This window comes from bacterium, from assembly GCA_030652805.1.
Taxonomy (GTDB): Bacteria; JAHJDO01; JAHJDO01; order JAHJDO01; family JAHJDO01; genus JAHJDO01.
Map to the genome: position 1 here is coordinate 17,278 of JAUSPT010000092.1, position 18,290 is coordinate 35,567.

Annotated in this window: 12 protein-coding genes and 1 pseudogene; 6 read left to right on the forward strand and 7 right to left on the reverse strand. The window is 36.1% G+C overall.

Annotated elements, in window-relative coordinates; genetic code table 11:
• Window positions 1-32 precede the first annotated feature (32 nt).
• The 6 genes from Q7J67_08990 (at window position 33) to Q7J67_09015 (ending at window position 9,501) form a co-directional block, all read left to right on the forward strand.
• Entirely contained in the window at window positions 33-4,547 is a 4,515-nt protein-coding gene (locus Q7J67_08990) for a M28 family peptidase (protein MDO9465417.1), read from the forward strand.
• A gap of 80 nt (window positions 4,548-4,627) precedes the next feature.
• Window positions 4,628-6,619 carry a peptide transporter gene (locus tag Q7J67_08995; GenBank protein ID MDO9465418.1) on the forward strand — a complete coding sequence of 664 codons (1,992 nt, stop codon included), beginning with the start codon at window positions 4,628-4,630 and terminating at the stop codon, window positions 6,617-6,619.
• A gap of 33 nt (window positions 6,620-6,652) precedes the next feature.
• Complete coding sequence (locus Q7J67_09000; protein ID MDO9465419.1) at window positions 6,653-6,988, forward strand: PqqD family protein; 336 nt, start codon at window positions 6,653-6,655, stop codon at window positions 6,986-6,988.
• On the forward strand, window positions 6,988-7,635 hold the full coding sequence (locus tag Q7J67_09005) for an FtsX-like permease family protein (protein ID MDO9465420.1): 648 nt from the start codon (window positions 6,988-6,990) through the stop codon (window positions 7,633-7,635). Before Q7J67_09000 ends, Q7J67_09005 begins: the two co-directional genes overlap by 1 nt.
• A gap of 15 nt (window positions 7,636-7,650) precedes the next feature.
• A complete protein-coding gene (locus tag Q7J67_09010) occupies window positions 7,651-8,382 on the forward strand; it encodes an ABC transporter ATP-binding protein (protein MDO9465421.1) in 732 nt (243 codons plus the stop codon).
• A 132-nt stretch (window positions 8,383-8,514) separates the two neighbouring features.
• Entirely contained in the window at window positions 8,515-9,501 is a 987-nt protein-coding gene (locus Q7J67_09015) for a sensor domain-containing diguanylate cyclase (GenBank protein MDO9465422.1), read from the forward strand.
• A 3-nt stretch (window positions 9,502-9,504) separates the two neighbouring features.
• On the opposite strand, the gene Q7J67_09020 is transcribed toward Q7J67_09015, so the two are convergent.
• From Q7J67_09020 to Q7J67_09050, 7 genes and pseudogenes are all read right to left on the reverse strand, one after another.
• Window positions 9,505-10,590 (reverse strand): LptF/LptG family permease, encoded by a 1,086-nt coding sequence (locus tag Q7J67_09020; protein MDO9465423.1) that lies wholly within the window; start codon window positions 10,588-10,590, stop codon window positions 9,505-9,507.
• Window positions 10,591-10,792: 202 nt separating this feature from the next.
• Window positions 10,793-11,332 carry a hypothetical protein gene (locus Q7J67_09025; GenBank protein MDO9465424.1) on the reverse strand — a complete coding sequence of 180 codons (540 nt, stop codon included), beginning with the start codon at window positions 11,330-11,332 and terminating at the stop codon, window positions 10,793-10,795.
• A gap of 72 nt (window positions 11,333-11,404) precedes the next feature.
• Window positions 11,405-14,590 carry a type ISP restriction/modification enzyme gene (locus Q7J67_09030; GenBank protein ID MDO9465425.1) on the reverse strand — a complete coding sequence of 1,062 codons (3,186 nt, stop codon included), beginning with the start codon at window positions 14,588-14,590 and terminating at the stop codon, window positions 11,405-11,407.
• Window positions 14,591-14,731: 141 nt separating this feature from the next.
• The gene (locus Q7J67_09035; GenBank protein ID MDO9465426.1) at window positions 14,732-15,823 is read right to left on the reverse strand and encodes an LptF/LptG family permease; all 1,092 of its coding nucleotides are present in this window, start codon (window positions 15,821-15,823) and stop codon (window positions 14,732-14,734) included.
• Between the two features lie 19 nt (window positions 15,824-15,842).
• Window positions 15,843-17,099 (reverse strand): MlaD family protein, encoded by a 1,257-nt coding sequence (locus Q7J67_09040; protein MDO9465427.1) that lies wholly within the window; start codon window positions 17,097-17,099, stop codon window positions 15,843-15,845.
• 56 nt (window positions 17,100-17,155) lie between these two features.
• Entirely contained in the window at window positions 17,156-17,896 is a 741-nt protein-coding gene (locus Q7J67_09045; protein ID MDO9465428.1) for an ABC transporter ATP-binding protein, read from the reverse strand.
• 27 nt (window positions 17,897-17,923) lie between these two features.
• Window positions 17,924-18,289 (reverse strand): annotated as a pseudogene (locus Q7J67_09050) (PilZ domain-containing protein).
• Between the last annotated feature and the right edge of the window lies 1 nt (window position 18,290).

The window sequence follows — 18,290 nt, forward strand, 5'->3', positions numbered from 1 at the left end:
GTTAGTATTTTTGTGTTTATGGAGTAATTAAATTGAATAAGTTCAGAGTCTTGAAGTCAGTATTCTTTTTTCTATGTTGTACAAGTTTGCTGGTTGGAATATCTTTTTCTTCTATATATAGTGATGTAAACTTGGCTAAAGTCGCTCAAGAAGTAGATGAGCAATATATAAAGACTATAGTTTCTGATTTATCTAATCTTAAATCTAGGGTTCCTGGTTATCAAGGTAATGAGGAAGCTTCAGAATATATAGAAAATATTTTCCAAAAGATTGGCCTTGAGAATGTAAAAAGGGAAAGTTTCCCAGTCACGGTTCCAGTAGATAAAGGAGCCTCTCTAGTTATTTCTAATACCAAGAAAGAACTTTCGCTGTATTGTTTATGGCCAAATCTTATCAGAACTCCCACTCTTTCACCGTCTGGTATAAGGAGCCAAATAATTGATGGGAAAACAGGAAACTTTGAGGATCTTAACGGCAAGACCATTCAGGATAGGATTGTCTTACTTGATTTTAACTGTGGAAATAGATGGCTCGATATTTCAATGCTTGGAGCCAAGGCGTTTATTTTTATAGAGCCAGAGGATACAACGCGTGTTGAAGCTGAGAAGAAGTATCTGAATCTGCCATTAAATATACCAAGATATTGGATATCCAGGCAGGATGGGCTTTATCTCAGAAAATTAATAGAAGAAAGTGATGAGAAGTTAGATGTTCATCTTAAGGCAAAGATGGACTGGGAAAGAAAGATTACTAAAAATGTGCTTGGATGGATTTCTGGAAGCGATTCTGAACTCAAAAAAGAAGTTATAGTTATAGAGGCATATTATGACAGTATCTCTGTTGTACCTTCTATAGCACCTGGAGCGGATAGCGCGTGCAGTATAGCCGCTCTTATTCAAATAGCAAAGATTCTCCGTAACAACCCTCCTTCAAGAACAATTCTGTTTTTAGCTACGTCTGGACATTTCTTAGAACGACGTGGGATAGATGCCTTTTTGCAGGCCCACTGTAGATTGGAAGAGCCGTTTAAAAGCAAGATTACAGACCCCATGGATATAAAGCTTTTCTTGTGTATAGATTTATCAAGCCATAACGACGAGCTAGTAATATATCATGATGCGGATGAAAATCCTGGATATTTTGCTAGTTTTGGCAAGACATTTATGTCTTTTGCAACTGAAATTGGGAAAATATTCAGTAAATCCAGAGACAATGTTCTAATTAATGGCATTAGCCCGGAAAAGGGACTGAACATAGATTCAATAACTGTTGGAGAGATTAATACAGACGCAGGCATAATAGGAGCATGTGGAATCCCTGCGCTTTGTTTTATAACTGCGCATGACAGCAGAAGATTAGTAGATACTCCATTGGATAGACTGGAAACTGTTGACTTCAAAAATCTTCTTACACAGGTTAAGCATATTAGTTGTCTATTCTATATGGCATTGAATAAAAAGGAATTTTTTCCTGATGTTAGGGCTAAGTTTAAGGATAATTTATGTACTTTGAAAGGTAGCATAGTAACTTTTGATCCTAGAAAAAGCTTTGTGCCTGATCAGCCTGTTTCAGGAGGATTAGCTGTTTTGAAAGTGCTTGATAGACCCGTGGAAGTTCTTAAGGGCGTAAGACCAGAGTTGATAGAACTAACAGACGAGAATGGTTCGTTTGAAATATCTAGGACAGAAGGGGGTGAATCCCGATTAGAAGCATACTCTTTGGACTCTGAATCCGGGGATATAGTCTATGCTCCGGATATGGGTGTTTATGGAGATGAAATGTATCCAATAGAATTTGAAATAGATTGGAGACTTGTCGAACATACTATTGTTCTGTTTCCATGTATAGCCACTAATGTTTACGAACTATTAGATCCAAGGTATTTGACGCAGCTTGATAATATTGATGTATTTGAAGAAGGGAATAGTATTCCTTCTTCATATGGGTATTCATTTATAAAGGTAAAACCTTGGGATTGGACGTCTTCTATAGAAACATACGGGGTGGTTTATTCCTCTCCAAATACACGTATAAAGCTTGCTTTTGGAGCAGGCCCTCTTGGAATGCGACTGCTCTTGTTAAATTCAAAAGACACGGAAAATAAAATTCATTCTGAAGGCGATGGATTTTTGATATCTAAAGATGGAACAATCGGAAATACTTCATTTCAGGCAGCAAAGGATATGCTGCTTTTAAACCAGTTCAGAATGGAGAACCTAGAAAAATATGGAATATCGAATGACAGGCTTTGGCATTTACATAAAAAAGCTGAACAAGCTCTGCAAAAGGCTACTAAGTCTAAGGAGAATAAAAAATGGGATGAATTTGTAAAGCATTCAAGAAGAGCAGTTGGAATAGAATCCAGGGCGTATCCAGACGTAAAGGCTACAGCAAATGATGTAATAAAAGGTATTATATTCTATCTTGCACTTCTTATCCCATTTGCTTATTTTATGGAGCGGTTGCTATTTGGGTTTGTAGATATTAAAAAGCAAATTGGCGGAGTAGCAGGAATATTTATCGCGATATATATGATCATGCGTTTTGTTCATCCTGCATTTAAGTTAACAAATGCCCCAGAAATAATTCTTCTTGCATTCATTATAATGATGCTTTCTGTGATTGTTTTATTGATAATAAGCTCTAAATTTGAAGAGCGAATGCAGAATTTAAAGCGAAAAATGACAAGGTCTTATGAAAGCGATGTTAGCAGAGCAAGTGCATCAGCTGCTGCATTTTCCTTGGGTATTTCTAATATGAAAAAACGTAAGATTAGAACTTTATTAACCTCTACAACACTTATTCTTCTCACATTTACAGTGCTTTCATTCACGTCAGTAAAGTCATTTATGAAGTTTAATCAAGTTCCTAGGGATAATAATCCTCTTTACGAGGGAGCCATGATAAGAGATCGAACTTGGAATCCGATAGAAGAACCTGCTTATGAATATATAAAAGCTGAATTCAAGGATGTAGCTGATGTGTCTCCAAGAGCATGGTATATTCCTAATAAGGATTTTACCAAAGGTAAGAGCTACATTAAGGTGAATAATGGGGATAAATCTGCTTATGTACTTGGATTAATTGGCTTAACTCCTCAAGAAGAAAGAATTACAGGTATTAGTAAGTATCTTAAGTATGGAGACTGGTTCAATGATAGAGATAAGAATGTATGTATTATTTCAGATAAGTTGGCAGAGTTAATATCAATATCTTCAAAGGATGTAGGGAAAAGCTATATACAGATGTTTGGAAATAAACTATTAGTTAAGGGAATATTTAATGCGTCAAGTATGTTTGATCTTAAGGATCTTGACGATGAGAGGCTGACTCCCGTTGATTTTATGATTACAGATCCTGAATCAATAAAGAAGTTTAAACAGCCAAAAGCTGAAAGGATGAGTATTGGTGGAGGAGGCACGTTAGAATCATTTAATCATTTAGAATATGAAAATGTTGTTATGGTTCCATACAAATTAGTGCAAGAGCTGGGAGGCACTATACAGTCAGTTGCGATTAAGTTTAATGAAAGTGTAGATGTAAGAGAAAACATAGAGAATTTTATATCCAGATTGGCAGTTACTCTTTTTGCAGGAATTGATGGAAAGGTTGCAATATATAGTTCATTAGGACTTAGCTCATTGTCAGGTATGGGGAATTTGTTTATACCAATTCTTATTGCTTCTCTGATAGTTCTTAACACTATGATGGGATCTGTATATGAGAGATTTAAAGAGATTGGAATTTATTCCTCAGTTGGGCTAGCTCCTGTTCATATTTCAGCCTTATTTATAGCAGAATCATGTGTATATGCCGTCTTGGGAGCTGTATCAGGTTATTTGCTTGGACAGGTAGTAGCAAAGGTTTTAACTGTTTTTGACTTATTAGGGGGATTAACTCTAAATTATTCCTCTACCTCAGCAGTAGCTTCTACATTAATTGTAATGGCAACAGTGATTTTATCTACTATCTATCCTGCTAGAAAGGCAGCAGAACTCGCTGTCCCTGATGTAACTAGAAAATGGGAAATTCCCGAGCCAATAGGAGATAATTGGGAATTTGATTTTCCATTTACAGTAAGTGGCACAGAAATTCTGGGGTTGAATGTGTTCTTGAAAAATTATTTTGCATCCTACGAAGAGGAGTCTGTAGGAGATTTCTATACAAATGGAGCAAATCTGTATACTTCCAAGGAGAAAGAAGAAACAGGGTATGCATTAAAGACAAGAACATGGTTGGCTCCATTTGATCTAGGAGTGAGTCAGGATTTTCAGTTAAAAGCAATTCCTGCAGGAGAATACAATGTGTATAATATAAAGTTATTGATTGTGAGACTAAGCGGAGAAACAGGTGCGTGGAAGAGATTAAACAGGCATTTTCTGGACACATTGAGAAAACAGTTTCTTGTGTGGAGAACCATTAGTCCAGAGATAAAGAATGAATACAAAGAAGAAGGAGAGAAACTAGAACTAAAATTCGAAGCACGAAGCACGAAATACGAAACAATATCAAATGACAAAAATACAAATGCTCAAAACAATGTTTAGAATTTTTAAAATTGAGATTTTGAATTTGTTTAGGATTTTGAATTTAGAATTTCGGGTTTCCCGAACGAAGTGAGGTAGGTATGGATAAAGAATTTGAACCTGAAGTAAAGCAGGAATCAGAAGAATTTCTAGACGGATTTAATGTAAAAACCATAATTGCTGGTATTTTTATCGGTCTTATAATGTTGCCGGGATCTATTTATCTTGGCTTAATTACAGGTGGTATTATCCCAACTATGTGGGTAACCATGATCTTGTTTGTTGAAATAGCGAAAAGGTCATTTATTAAGCTAAAGAAACAAGAAATATACATAATTGGATATGTAGCAGCAACCTTGGTTGCTGCTGGCATGACAATGGGCGCAGCCAGTCTGGTTCTTCAGGGAGGTATATTTAGCGAAAAGATCTGGCAGCAGTATTTTATAAGAACTCCGCAAGCGCACTATTTTGGGATTGACAAATTAATTCCTTCATGGGTAGTCCCGTCTCCTGATTCAGGAGTTTTGGTGAAAAGAACATTTTTAGACTCTGCGTGGATAGTTCCATTACTGATTCTTGTTGGAAGCAATATCTTATTTAGGTTAACTCAATTTGGTCTTGGATATGCCTTATTCAGAATAACTAATGATGTTGAAAAGCTAGAATTTCCAATGGCGCCAGTTATATCAGAGGGGGTTATGGCTCTTGAGGATATGAGTGCGAAAAAAGACAGTTGGCGTATGCAGGTATTTACTATTGCAGGTATGATAGGCATAGTCTATGGATTAATTTATGTTGTGATCCCGACTCTAACAGGACTTGTTGCAGCAAAGCCTTTGATGTTGATTCCTATTCCTTGGGTTGATGCAACAGCGAAGATAAGCAGCTTTCTTCCAGGCGCTATATTGGGATCAATGACAGATCTTGGATTTCTCTTTGCTGGCTTTGTCCTACCGTTTTGGGTAATGGCAGGAGGTTTTATAGGCTCTATTTTAGCTAATGTTGTTGGGAATCCCATTTTGCACAAATTTGGATTAATTCCACATTGGACGGCAGGTATGGATGTAAGGCAAACAGTTATAGCAACAAGAATGGATTTCTGGATAAGTATTACAATTGGACTTGGTATTGTAGTAGCTCTTATAGGTATAGGTGGATTAGTAATGAGTATAATAAAAAAGAAAAGAAGCCAAGGAGTCAATAAGACAGTAGTAGACAATTACAGACCTCCAAAGGGTAGAGGAGATATTCCTATATGGGTGGCTCTAGGTATCTGGATATTTGCAACCATAGGATATATTTTACTTTGCCATAAACTTGTTCCTAGCTTTCCAGTATTATTATTAGTATTGTTTGGCTTTATTCTGACACCGCTTCTCTCATATATATCAGCAAGACTTTTTGGTATAGCAGGTATGCCAACAGGTGTTTCATTCCCGTATCTTAGAGAAGGGATATTCATTAAAAGTGGATTTTCTGGGATAGCTATATGGTTTGCACCAATACCATTTTTTAATGTAGGTGGATATACACAAAAGTTTAAAGAACTTGAATTAACAAGAACAAAGCTGAGCAGTCTGATAAAGGCTGAGCTGTTCTCTTTTGTTATTATGGCATTTTGCAGTTTTCTTTTTTGGGAAGTAATATGGCGGATGGGTCCGATTCCTGCTGCAGCTTATGCATATATAAATAAAATGTGGCCTCTTACAGCAACGTTTCAGGCATTATGGGTTTCCACAACAATTAAAGGAGGAAATCCATGGATGCTGGAAGCTATTAAATTATCCAATATTACATGGAGCATGGTAGCTGGATTAGGAGTGTTTGGTTTAATAAGTATTTTAAAATTACCTATTACGCTTTTTTACGGAATAATTGTAGGGATAACTGGTTGGTGGCCGCATCATATAATTCCTATGTTTATTGGCGCCCTATTAGGCAGATTCTATTTTGCTAAGAAATTTGGTGAGAAAAGATGGAGATCGTTTACGCCATTACTGGCTGCAGGTTATGCTTGTGGAGTTGGATTGATAGCTATGGTATCAATAGCCATTGCGCTTATTTTTAAATCAGTGTCACAGATTATATTTTGAATGAGAAGAATATCGAAGAAGGAAAGACTTTTAATGTCAAGACCGATCAGGAATGAGGCAGTGAGTGCGAAAAAAGTCGACAATGATAAATTAGAAATTACTATATATAGAAAGAAAACAAAATTAGTGATTTTATTATCAAAGTTGTTTAGATTACCTGAAACCAGAAAGATTATTTTAGATAAAATAGGCGCTTGTGTGTGGACATTGTGTGATGGAAGCAGAACCGTAAATGATATAATAAAAGTATTTAGTAAGAAGTATAGCTTAGGCAGAGAAAAAGCAGAAAGATCACTCTTAGTATATTTAGAGCAGTTAGTACGTAGAGGACTTATAGCAATCGCAGCGCCTAAACAGGAAAAAATCTAATGACAGATCAAAAAGAGAAGATTGGAAAGCAAGTAATTCTTCCGCTAAGTAAAGCTGTTGAAATAAGTGTAAAGAGTATAAAAACAAGGCTGGGACGTTCTATGATAACAGCAAGCGGTATAGTGCTGGCAATAGCATTTTTAATGTCTATCTTTGTGTCTGGTTCAATAAATAAGGCATTGCTTGAGAAAGGCTCTGTGGAAGTCAGGGTTCAATTACAAAACCTGGGTGGCGAAGAAGAACAGGGTAAGCAAATATGGCTTGTGGTATTATCACTCATGGTTTGTGTTGTTGGAATCGCAAATGCAATGTTAATGTCAGTTACTGAGAGATACAAGGAAATAGGAACAATGAAGTGTCTTGGAGCTCTGGATATATTTATTATTAAATTGTTTCTGCTGGAGTCAGGTTTTATGGGATTATTTGGCTCAATTGCAGGTGCATTATTAGGTGGTTTGCTTATGACTATTGTATCAAGTATAAATTATGGATTAGAGGTTATTACTAAGTTTCCAATAGTTAGTTTTCTATATTATTTTGTAATTGCGGTAATTTTGGGCACAGTATTAGCTGTTATAGGAGCTATATATCCTGCTTATACTGCTGCCAGGATGGTCCCTGCCGATGCAATGCGCTCGGAAATATAAAATGTAAGGAGAAATATGGATGAAGCAAATGTTGTAAGAACAAGGAATGTAAAAAAGGCTTTTATGATGGGTGGTGTTTCTTTGGAGGCATTAAAAGGTATTAATCTGGAGATAAAAAGAGGCGAATACATCTCTATAATGGGCCCTTCAGGCTCAGGTAAGTCCACCTTATTCAATATGATAGGAGGACTTGATAAGCCAACAGAGGGAAAAGTGTATATAGATGAAGTAGATGTCGCTCAATTAGATGCATACGAATTAGCATGGCTTAGGTGTCGAAAGATAGGGTATATATTCCAAACATTTAATTTGATTCCTGTTATGACATCTTTAGAGAATGTTACTTTGCCAATGACTTTTGCAGGAATGTCAACAGATGAGTCAATAGATAAGGGAATAAGACTTCTTACAATGGTAGGGTTAGGAGATAGGATTCAGCACAAACCAATTGAATTATCAGGCGGACAGCAGCAAAGAGTGGCTGTAGCCAGAGCATTGGCAAATGATCCTGCTATTGTTCTAGCGGATGAACCAACAGGGAATTTGGATTTAAAAACAGGTAAAGAGATTATAGACCTTCTGCGTAAGATGAACAAAGAGAAAGAAGTTACTATTATTTCTGCTACCCATGATTTAAAGATGCTGGATGTTTCTGATAGAGTTTTCTGGATTCGTGACGGGAAAGTAGAAAGAGTTGAAAGGCGTGCTGATCTTGATCTTAATATTGGTACTGTTGAGGGAGAGTAGCAAATTAATACTTTCGTGATATTCGGGATTATATTGTTATCTGTTGTTCTTATATGGCATGTTTCCTATACGAATTTGCACAAAAGGCTGGCAATCTTGCGTCGCGAGCATGAAAAATTGGAGCTGCTTTTAATGGATAACCGTAGGCAGTCATATATCTTGAATGTTATAAAGCAAGCTATAGATGTATTTGGAGAGGATCAAAATTTAGAACAAGTATTAAGAAGAATAGTAGATGCTGTAGCTAAGATATTACAGGTAGATGTAATTATTCTACAACTATATAGTGATGAACAACAAGATTTCTTTATGCGGGTTATAAAAGGAAGAAAAGAATTGACTCTTGGAGAGCAGATAAAAGAAGATGTAATAAATAAGGGGCAGTCACATCTGATAAATGATTTATCATCTTTTCCCAAATATAAGTTTTTGAGTGATCAGGGCATAAAGTCTTTGATTGTTGCGCCTTTGCGAAGGAGAAAAAAGGTTATAGGATTAATAGGAGGATTAGCAGATAAGCCGCGTGATTTTACCGGAGAAGAGCTGGATCTTCTAACAACTGTTGCAAGTCAGGCAGGGTTATTAGCAGAAAATGCTCAGCTATTAGAAAAAACAAAGTTGCTTTCAATTACAGATGGATTAACTAATTTATATAATCATCGCCATTTTCAGGAGAAACTAATGGTTGAAGTAAAGAGAGCAAAAGAGGAGAAGAAGCCTCTTTCACTTATAATGGGAGATGTTGATGACTTTAAGCATTATAATGATACTAATGGTCATCCTGCCGGTGATGAAGTGCTGCGACAGATTGGAAGGATATTAAAAAATAATACTAAAAGAGGGGATATTGTTGCCCGTTATGGCGGGGAAGAGTTTGTTATAATCCTTCCGGATACCTCAGGAAAGAGCGCTAAAATTGTAGCAGAAAAGTTGAGAAAATCTGTTCAAGAATATAAGTTTGTTAACGAAGAAAGTCAGCCAGGCGGTAAAGTTACAATAACTTTTGGACTTGCAGATTATCCTGAAGACGCAGATTCAGCAAGAGGGGTTATGAAGAAAGCAGATAATGCTCTATATATGGGCAAAGAGTCTGGTAAAAATCAGGTTGTTGCTGCCTAAAACTTATTTTCTTGCCTTAATTAGTATTCCGAGATGAAGAAGTGCAAAAATGATATTAGCCAACCAGGCAGCCAGCCAGGGATTAATAGCTCCATCTCTTCCAATCGCTAATGTAATAGGAATTGCTATACCATAATAGATAAATCCAATACTTAGAGCAATTCCAATGCTTTCCTTTTTCCCCTTTTTGCCCATAACTAGCATTATAGAAAAAGCGATAATTATCATTACAAGATTTGAAAATGGAAGCGATATTCTTGAATGCAGCTCTGTCAATTCCCTATATGGGTAGCATTTGATTTTCATTAAACTTTTAATGCGGAGCTTTAGAAGCTTTATGTCTAGATACGGTAATTCAGCTTGTTTAATTAAAAGATCACGAGGTGTTTCTGTAATGGCAGATACTAATTGTTTAAAGTTTTCGGTTTTAATAATAGAGCCCTCTGTATCAAATACACGGATCAGCCCATTAAAAAGTATCCATTTCTTATTTATCCATTTTGCCTCTTTAGCATTAATTGTATTTTTAATATTATAATTTTTATCATACTGAGTTATTTTAATATTATGCATATATTTATCTTTAGCATTAAAAAAACCCACGTGAACGATTCTGTTTTTTACATCCAAAAATGCGAAATCAGTCCATACTTTCTTTTTAAGTTGGTATTGTTTGCCAATATTAACTTTCCATATATAGCGCGCTTTTGACATTGATTTGGGAGCAATATTCATACTTACAGGTATAGATGCTAAACTTATAATTGCAGAAACCAACAAAAATGGCATTAAAATTTTTGTAGAGCTTACTCCACTAGCCCACAATGCTGTTAGCTCATTATATTTATTAAGATAGTTCAAGATTATTATTATGCCTATAAGAGTTGAGATGGGCATGATTTTTATATATATATCTGGCAACAGGTTTCTGTAATAGTTTAAAATGTCAGTGAATTTTGCGCCTTCTGCTACAAATTCGTCTGTATTACTTATCAGGTCTATTATCAGATAGAGACATATAAATGCTGTTAGGCAGTAGAATAACGAACACAAAAAGCTTTTTATAAGATAGCGATCTATAACTTTCATTGTAAAATCCCAAATTCTAAATCCGAAACCCGAAACAAATTCAAAATCCTAATTTCTAAAATTCTAAACATTGTTCTCTATTTATAATTTTCTCATTGCGAACAAACTCCGCTACCGGTCATTGCGAATGGAGTGAAGCAATCTCATAGTCATATCCTATATACCTTCAAGTTGAGATTTGTAGTAGAGTATGTAATCACGCCTATCTTATCTTCTTTTGCAAAAGTTCCACTTTTTCGTTTACCATTTTTTTGAGAGAAGATAGGATCTCTTTAATGAAGGTCTCTTTTAACTTTATTTGTGTCGGCAAACTGAGTTTTGACCATCCTGCTTTATTGCTTTCAACTTCTCTAATTTTATACCAAGCCATGAATTTAGCCATTATGTCGTAATAGGTTACATCAGCCCAATAGAGATTAGCTTCCAATATTTCATAGATTCTGTCGGCTTGTTTCCACCATTCTTCTATCCACGCATTTCGGACTCCAACATCTTTTAGAAAATCTTCCCCTTCTTGGGATTGTAAAGTCTCTTGACTTTTTCTAATTTCAACTTCTCTTTTATCTATAATGTGCATGATTTTCAAGTGAACAGAAAGTGGACCGTAGAGATGCAGAAGTTGGCTATTCCAAAAATCTTTTTCCTTTTGCTTTTTGAATAAGAACCAATGCCAAAGAAAAGTTACTATTGAAGCAGTAAGACCAGAAGTGAAAACAACAAAAATCCAATTAACTTTATTCATATTTCTTCCCCAAAAATTTTAACCATTGCTTTCTCGCAAATCTCAAATTTTTTTTTAATGACTTTTCCAAGATCACTTCTCCTCAAATTCAATGACTTCCCTTTCAATCTCAGGATACAGATTATCTATCTCTTTTTGTATTTCAATGGTCTTTTTTAGGGCTGTGGATATCTGGCAATAGTGTTTTATGTCATCAAGAGACAAAGTCCTTTTCTTTCTATCTTTCAGCCATTTGTTTAATACTTGATAGCCTCCGATTTGATATTCCCAGATTTCTTTTTCTATTCCTTCAAAATATTGGTTTTGGTTGATATAAATTCTCGGCAGGTCACAACCTGCCTCTACAGGTTCGTATATCAATTTTTCTACTCTGTTATCACCCTTACCCTGAAACTTTGCAATTGATGTGTCAAGCTCCGCTGATTTAAGCAGGTGCAGGTCAGAGAGTCTCTTGCCATATTTAGCTATTTTACTGAACAGTTCATAATTTTTCGTAAAAGGAACTCGTGGGAAATCTATCTTTAAAAATTCAGCGTATTTTGCGCGGTAGATATTGGAATAGAGAACTGCGTATATGTAATAAAAAATTTCTTCGGGTAAAAGTGTTTTATTAAAAGCGTTATTTAATTGATCAACTATTGCCTGAGAAAGATTTGGCCTTTTCACTTTATAATTTTCTTGAGGCTCAAAAAGCATCATCACCGTGCCTGAAGACTTCTTTTTTGGAGTAGGTTTTTCTGGATATAGATAGAGGGGGAAGAGATTAGAAATTGAAACAGCAGAAGTTATTGAATGAGCATCTATTATTGAACTGGTTACAAAAACAGGTTGTATTCCTGATTTATCCATTTGTCTCGCAGTAATCAACCCCAAATTCTCCTGCATCATATGTCGCATGACTCTCTTTACTGTTCTCCAGACGACTGAATCATGATAAAAAATCCACTGAATATCAAAAGGACGGTAAATTACTGGGAACACAAGATCATTCAAATCAGAATCAGAAACATCTTGTAACATTGTCCATGCTTTTCTTATATTCCAGCCTTTCTTCTTCCTTATTTGAGAAAATTCATGAAGCTCGTTGTCAGAGTATTTGCTGTGCTTGAACAGACGTATTCTATTGATTAATGTATTTTTATTTGTGTCTATGACAAAATGGTCTCTGGCCGTAGTCATACCAACGCCATTTAGTGAAAAAACGTCGGTTATTTTCGGAAACTTTTCATACTGTTCCAGAAGTTTTTCATCGCGTGGAATAAAAAGATAAAATTCCTGCTTTGGAATTATTTTTTGCCATTTAGTTGTTTTGATATCATTATTTGCGAGCCAATCGTATTTTTTCTTTCTCAAGCCCCATATCTCAGAATGGAAAACTTTTCCATCTTTTTTGTTATTATAGCCTTTTTTCTTTATAAACAACGCAATGGCTGTGCCTTGACGTATGTCAAACACGTTTTCATCCTTTGAACCGTCCTTGCATTTTTCCTTTTTCAAACTGTTACCGTGCAAATCAAGCAGATATATTTCATTAAAACTGTTCATCAGCGACCTGCGCATCCCTCTGAAAGTGGGATTGTCAAGATAGCTGTGATTAGTGATAAAACCCATGACTCCTTCGCCAGCCTGATCTATCTTCCACTGGGCAAAACGGATAAACTTTACATAATCATCCTGTAGCCATTTTGGATTTTTTTCTCCAAGAGGTTTACCATCAACTTCATAATATGTCTTAATTTCCTTAGAAATCCACTCGCCGACATTAGAGGAATGTCCTGAGTAAGGCGGATTGCCAAGGATAACTAAGATCGGGATTTTCTTCTTTACTTCTCCTGCCAAGCGGGATTCTTCAGCTAATGACGACATGCCCGGAAGATAGCTCTGCTCCAATTCTTTCATTTCAAGAGTATTTGTAAGGTAGAGTTTGAATCGTTCATCTTTTTTTAGCTTATATCCAAGTTCTTCCAATAGAAAAGACATCTTCAAATGACCCACAGCATAAGGAGCCATCATTAGTTCAAAAGCGTAGAAATTTTTAAGAATATGCTCTTTAATAAACTTTTCCTTGGAGCCTTCACCGTATTTAAAGACAAATTCTTCTACAGCCAATTTAGATGCCTCTGCTAAGAAAGTTAATGTCCCAGAGGCGGGGTCAAGAACGCGAACACTATCGGAAGAAAAGCCTCCCGGACTTTCAAAATGCTCTTTCAGGATAATATTAAGAGAGCGGGCGATGTAGGAGACCACTGGTTCCGGCGTGTAATAAACTCCTCTGCGTTCTCGTTCGGAAGGATTATACTCTATCAAAAACGTCTCATAGAAATGGATAATGGGGTCTTTTCCTTTGCCTTCGTGAAAATACTTATGCAGGATTTTATTTACATCTGCAACTGCCAAAACCTCTGAAATATCGTCCACAATCCATTCCATTTGTTTGGGTAAATCACCACGGGAAATGAACTCAAATACATCTCTTAAGATTCCAATAGTAGGAGGAATATTGTCATAGGCTAATTTCCGATTGAAGCCGTTTTCTGAGCGTGTGCGAGCGGCAAATAATCCATAAGTAATAGTTTGGGAATAGAGGTCAGCAAAGTCTTCCTTGGTAAGTCCGGAGATGAGATATTTTTGAAACGTCTCATAAAATGCGAGAATATGTCCTTTGCCCTTCTCTGTTTCCTCTTTTAATTCTTCAGCAATGACTTGGTCCTTTAAGAAACGCGTTCGTTTAGCCAGCTCAGTGGCCAAGGACTTTGCCGTATATGTTCTGGGAAGGGAGAAAGAGAAAAATTGATCTAAGAGATTGAGGAATTCTTCTTTCTTTTCTACTGGTGGCGTCGTCTTCAGTTGATGGACAATAAAAGGCCGTGCAACCAAAACTTTATTAATCAATTGTCCATTACGATATAAACGAAATTCAAAGAAGTTAGTCAGAATCAGATTAGGGAAGGTTTTGCGGTATCTTTTAAGCTGTTCAGTATCTTCGATATAATCAAGGCTTTTCTCTGTCGGCTTCTTCGCTTCTATGTAACCCACAATATTTTGCTTTCCGTCCCAGATACGGAAATCAGGATTTCCTGCCTCGGTCTTCTTTGGCAGTGTAGTTATTTGAATCCCTTTTTTGCCTGTAGATTCAGCGTAGCTCTTAAGCAATTCATCAAGACAGGAATAGAAGCTTTCTTCTCTTGCATCGCCCCTTTGGGCAACATTGAGTATCTTTTTGAAATATTCTTTAAGGTTACAGTTCATCTCGCCCATTTTAATTTCTTTCAGCTTTCACATCTCTCATTCTATATCAAAACAGAGTTTAAGTCCATTGAGATTGCCACGAGCCGATTTTATCGGCTCTCGCAATGACAAGCGAAGAAGTTTGTATACTTGGACGTGTATTCTATTTTTCTACTTATGACTATAACTAGTTTTGAAAATTAAATATACACCCGCTGCCGCAATTATAATATTTGGTAGCCACATTGCTACAGCAGGTGGCATGTAGCCTTTTTGCGCTATTATTGATCCTGATATCATTAATAAGTAGTGAAGAAGAATAACAGGCATACCTATTCCTATAGCTGCAAATTTACTGCTGCGGTGATATCTAATACTCAAGGAAATGCCGATTAGGATAAATGGAATAAATGAAAAAGAAAGAGAAGTTTTTCTGTATAATTCCACATATAATTTATTCGTATTAGCCTTTGCATTTGTAATTTTGTTTTTCAAATCACTAGAAGTCATTTCAATAGTACTCTTTTCTAACTTAATCGCATCATAAGCAATAGAGCTAAAATCTATAGGGTATATTTTAAAAGAGCCTTTAAAATATTCGTTTGGATTTTTGGGGTTGAACTCTTCAGTAAACACATCCTCTAATTTGAGTACTAGACTTTGGTCTTTTGGGTTAGATATAAAACGTCCTTGTTTTGCAGTTATTGTTCTTGCAGAAGAGTCCGGCTTTAGCTGGTAAATTACCACATTGTACAGAATATTATTTCTAATTTTATCTGCATAAAAAGTGTATCCTTTGAATATCTTCATCGGTTTTTTTTCTTCCAGAAGAGCTGAGGGATTCAAAATACCGATTTCTTTGAATAATTTTTTTGAAGAGAAGTTTGCCTTAGGAGCAATTGTATTATTTAACGGCAAAGAGACTAGACACAATATTATAGCAACAGCAAGGATGGGAGGCATGATTATTCTATAAGGATTTATCCCATTTGCTTTCATGGCAGTTATTTCATTGTCAGAAGAGAGCCTGCCAATAGAGGTAAGAGTAGCCACCAGCATTGCCATTGGCAGGGTATAGGTTAGGATAAAAGGGAGAAGATACACAACTAGTTTTAATACGCTAAGCGTACTAATTCGCTCACCAACAAGCATATTTGCCAGTCTAAACATGTTTCCCAGAAATAGAATAAAGGTAAAGACGCACAGGCTTGAGAAGAAGGGGTCTATAAATTCTCTTAGGATATAGCGTGTTAATATTCGCATAGAAAAAATAGGGGTGTTGTTATCTTGCTACGCCCATTAAGCCAACAAGGTATTTGAGATCCTGGTCATTATATTCTATTTTTACACCTGCTATAAATGACGGTCTGTCCAGAATATCTTCTGCTCCAGCAACTATATAGTAGCTTTTATCTTCCCATATTTTATAGCTCAGACTTGTTCTAAGAAAGAATGGAGAGCTGTAAACAGCACTATGCCCTTCAACTGTAATGCTGGTTTTTTTATCAGGAAGTATATAGTCCGCTCCCAGCCCTGCGCCTGAGTTTATCAAACCGCCTCTGACTGTCAGATTATTGTCAAAGAATTTTAATGCAAGCTGTACATCATATTCAATTTTATGTCTATTTTCTTTCGAATTGCCTGTGCCTAGCTTGCTTGCTCCCACAAGATAATATTTATCCTCAGCAGGTTCAATCCTTATATAACCTTTATTTCTAAAAGCTCCCTCTCTGGCAGAATATACGCTTTCGACGCCTAACCAAGTTTTTATTTCTCTCATTTTGCCCAGTACATCTTTTGCACCTTCAGAGGCAGCCTTTGCTGATTTCATAGTTTTTCTAGCGTCATTATACAACTCCTCGTCATAAATTAGTTTCCCAACAGTACCTTCTCCTTTATCAATTTTTTTTACAATTTTTTTAATTGTTTTAATTGTCTCTTTTGCTTCTATACCAACCTCTTGGAATTCATCCATAATTTTTTGTGCTTTATCAGACGTTTCCTTTGCAGACTTCATAAACTCGGAAGTATTCTTATAAAGTTCTTCGTCAGTTAAGAGTTTTCCTGCTGTTCCCTCTCCCTTTTCAATTTTCTCCACAAGTTTCCCAATACTATCTGATATTTCCCCTGCTTTAGTAAAGAGCTGATTCAGCTGATAGGAATCTCTACCATCAACAATACTCCCGGGCTTTAGAACAGAGCTATCTGTAGTTCCCATTGTAATGCCAACATATTTGCCTCCCATGAGACTTACATCGTTAATGCTGAATATAGAGTTTTGCCTGAGTATTGTTTCTTTTTTTATCCACAAAGAAACCTGTATTTTATTATCTTTTATATCAAAGCCTTCAACACGTCCTACCTTCATTCCAGCCAGTGTTACCGTATCTCCTCCTTTGAGCCCGCCTATCTGGCTAAAGTTAGCTTTTATTATATATCCATTTTCAAACAATCTGATTTTCCCTATCCAAAAGGTTAGAGCCATAAGCAGTACGATGCCTACAAAAAATGCTATACCGACCTTCTTTTCAATATTCAAAACATACCTCCATATTCTTTAAACCCACGATTTAAATCGTGGGTTTAGTTCCGTTTTTAAGTTATGGGACCCACATTACTTCCTGTAATAAACTGTTTGACAATGGGATTATCCGTATTTTTAATTTCCTGAACAGTTCCCACCTGAATAATTACGCCATTATATAACATTGCTATGCGATCTGCAATCTGATATGTGCTGACCATATCATGAGTTATTACTATTGATGTGGTATTTAATGTATTTTCAAGCTCCAAAATAAGTTTATTAATAGAATCTGCTCTAACTGGGTCAAGTCCCGTTGTAGGTTCATCATAGAGTATAATTTCGGGGTCCATACTAATTGCTCTTGCAAGCCCAACTCTCTTTCTCATACCTCCACTCAAGTCAGCAGGTTTTAATCTTTGTGCACCGTCTAATCCAACTATTCCAAGCTTATTTTTGACTATTTTATCCATATCTTCTTCGCTCAGGTTTGTGTGCTCTTGCAATCCCAGTTTTATGTTTTCTTCAACAGTAAGAGAAGCAAGTAATGCAGCAGATTGAAAAAGCATGCCGAATTTTCTTCTGACATTATCAAGTTCATTATCCGAAATTTTTGAAATGTCAACACCGTCCACTTCTACTATGCCAAAATCGGGTTTTATAAGACCAATTATGTGTCTTAAAAGCACGGTCTTGCCGCATCCGCTACATCCAATAATAACAATTGTTTCTCCACGTCTGATTTTAAGATTAACGCCTTTTAATATCTTTTTATCTCCAAAACTTTTGTGCAGTTCACTAATCTTAATTATTATTTCTTTAGTTTTTACAAATTCAATAATTCTTTGCTTTGCGTTTTTCTCTATTTGCGCAAATTCCAGTCCTGTTTCATAGTATTTTTCTCCACTTGAAATCACCATTGTTCTCTGCCGTTTCACAATACCACTTGCAGATATTTCTTCTTTACTACTGCCAGGAAGGGAGAACCTTAAATGTATCAGAGAATTAGCTTTCATCTGCTTTTTAGTCTTAAAACAGATGCCTCCACCGCTTATATCTTTGGATTTTCTTTCTTCTTGGTGTGCAAAGGCTGTATGTTCGGGAGGCTCAGTGCTTATTGATACGTTTATTTCAATTGGCAAACGAGAATATCTTCTGCGTTCATGAAAACTAATTTTTTCATCCAGCTTGTCTATTTCTATCATT